At 42.9% G+C, this 2455-nt stretch carries 1 protein-coding gene; it reads left to right on the top strand.

The annotated features are described in order from the left end of the window. Window positions 1–944: 944 nt before the first annotated feature. Window positions 945–2279, top strand: a complete 1335-nt coding sequence (gene ltrA, locus HRU21_12730) for a group II intron reverse transcriptase/maturase (GenBank protein ID NRA43155.1) — start codon at window positions 945–947, stop codon at window positions 2277–2279. Window positions 2280–2455: the final 176 nt, after the last annotated feature.

Below are 2455 nucleotides of genomic sequence, written 5' to 3'. Positions count from 1 at the left end.
GCTGGTGAAAATACAATTGTTATATCTCCGGCTAAAGGGAAGAACTCCTGGATGGTCAGAGCTGCTTTGATGAATCTCGATGATAGCAAGATTGAGGGTATGGAAGTTTTGACTAATGGAAATTAGTCACTAAGTAGCGAAGTAGAGGAGGAATGAAAATGAAACAGTCAAGTGATAATAAAAAAAATGCTAATACACTGATTCTCCCAATCATTCTTGTTTTTGTGTTCTTGGCAGGGTGTGTTTATCTTCTGTTGCAGATAACACTTGCTTTGATTAACTGAACTTTTTATAGCTCGAAACTATCCGTAGATAATTTGCTGGGAGCCCCGCGCTCCGACGCGGGCCAAAGAACTAGGAGAAGAAAAGCTTAGAAAGGTAAATTAGAAACCGACAAAAAAGTCTCGTGCCTTTTTGCCTCGTAGTCAGCTTACATTAAGCGTCTCGGAAAACTGAAAAAACGAAGCTTATTGAGATTAAAAACTTATAAATTTATCAAATGTGCAACGCCCGCATCGGAGTGCGGGGCTCGTGCGCCAAACAGCGCACAGCTTTAGTGAGGTGAGATACCTCACCAGACAAACCTGTTGAGTCTGTAGTCGACTGTAACTGCGTCACCGTGAGGTGGGGTGGAGAGCAACGGAAGATGAGGAACCAGTCCGTAGGATTTGACGAACTCGATTTGGCCAGCCAGTGAAACGAGCTCTCGAGCGCAGGGTGAAGTTCAGAACTAGGTTGCAACGCTGATCTAAACAGGGATGTAAAGCGGTTGCATCTCGCTGGCGGGTGGTTAGAGATGGAATGGTTCCATAGGAAGCTGTGTGTGGACTTTGGGAGATCTGTCTGGGACAACGACTTGCTCAGGCAGAAGTCGGAGCCTTCATATGAGTGATGATCTTGGTGAAAGCCAAAGGAGCAAAGGAAGGCAGGAAAGTGAATACGGAATTGAACAGAAACAAGAAGGAATTGTAAGAGTGGTTAAACGACCTATACAAGCAATAGAGACGCCTTCGGTCTGGACAAGCCGTATGTTGAACGCTCTAAGCAATGGAGTAAAACGAGGCAAATGGTATAGCCTTTATGATAAAGTCTATTCTTTGGTTAACTTATCAGAGGCATGTGACCGTGTTCTCTCTAATAATGGTAAACCTGGAATAGACTGTGTGACTGTATCTAGTTATAACTCTAACCGTCTTCATAACTTAAAGACTGAACAAGAGTTATTACGAGATGAAAGTTATAAGCCCCATGCCATACGTCGGGTCTACATTCCTAAACCGGGCACTACCGAAAAGCGCCCACTGGGAATCCCAACGGTAAGAGATCGAGTTGTACAAACAGCTTTAAAGAATGTCATTGAGCCGATATTTGATGTGGACTTTTCACCAAGAAGTTTTGGCTTTCGAAAGGGTTTGGGTTGCAAAGATGCACTCCGAACAGTCATGACCGAACTTCGCGATGATAGAATGTTCATAGTTGATGCTGACATTAAAAGCTACTTTGATGAAATCGATCATGCTATACTCATGGATTTAATTGCTGAAAAGATCAGTGACAAGAAGGTCTTGAGGCTTATCCGTATGTTCCTTAAACAAGGAATCATGGAAAACATGAAATATTACGAAGTTGACAATGGATCACCTCAAGGAGGTGTTATCAGTCCGCTTCTGGCAAATATATTTCTCGATCCACTGGATAAGCTTCTCGAAAAGAAAGGTCTTCACTTAGTGCGCTATGCAGATGATTTTGTAATCATGTGCAAAAGTCAGCAAGAAGCAAACATGGCTCTGGAAACAGTTCATGACTGGATGAAGGAGAATAAGCTTCGGCTCCACCCTGAGAAAACCCGTGTTGTTAATATGGAAATGACAGGTTCTTATTTTGAGTTCCTGGGATATCATTTTGAACGTACAAAGCGGGGCAGAATCAGGTGGTGGCCCAGACTTAGTAGCTTAAAGAAAATCAAAGATACTATCCGTTACATTACCAGAAGGAATAATCCGCATTGTATGGAGCATATCTGTGCACAACTGGTAGTAAGGTATCGCGGATGGTTTAATTACTTTAAGCATAGTAATGAGTATACTTTTACAGGTTTGGATGGCTTTGCCCGACGAAGGATGCGACGTATTCAGATGAAAAGGAACAAGAAACGTGGTTCGGGTAAAGAAATGTCACAACGAATAAGATGGAATAATGCCTGGTTTGAGTCAAGAGGATACGTCTCGTTGTACAGTATGTTCGTGGCTGAAGTTCAATCTCTTCGGAGTAATCACTGACCGGAGAGCCGTATGCGGGAGAACCGCACGTACGGTTCGGAAGGAGGGGAGGTCGAAAGGCCTTTCCTACCCTTACCTTATAGTTTTACTTTTTCGGCAATAGGCTTTTTCCTTACCTTGGACCGCTAAAAGTCTTAAGATAAGGAAAAAGCAAATGGAATACAGAAAACTAACCC

It is taken from the genome of Pseudomonadales bacterium (genome assembly GCA_013215025.1).
GTDB lineage: Bacteria > Pseudomonadota > Gammaproteobacteria > Pseudomonadales > DT-91 > DT-91.
Note: the sequence above shows the minus strand (reverse complement) of the source record. Positions and strands in the feature narration are given on the sequence as shown.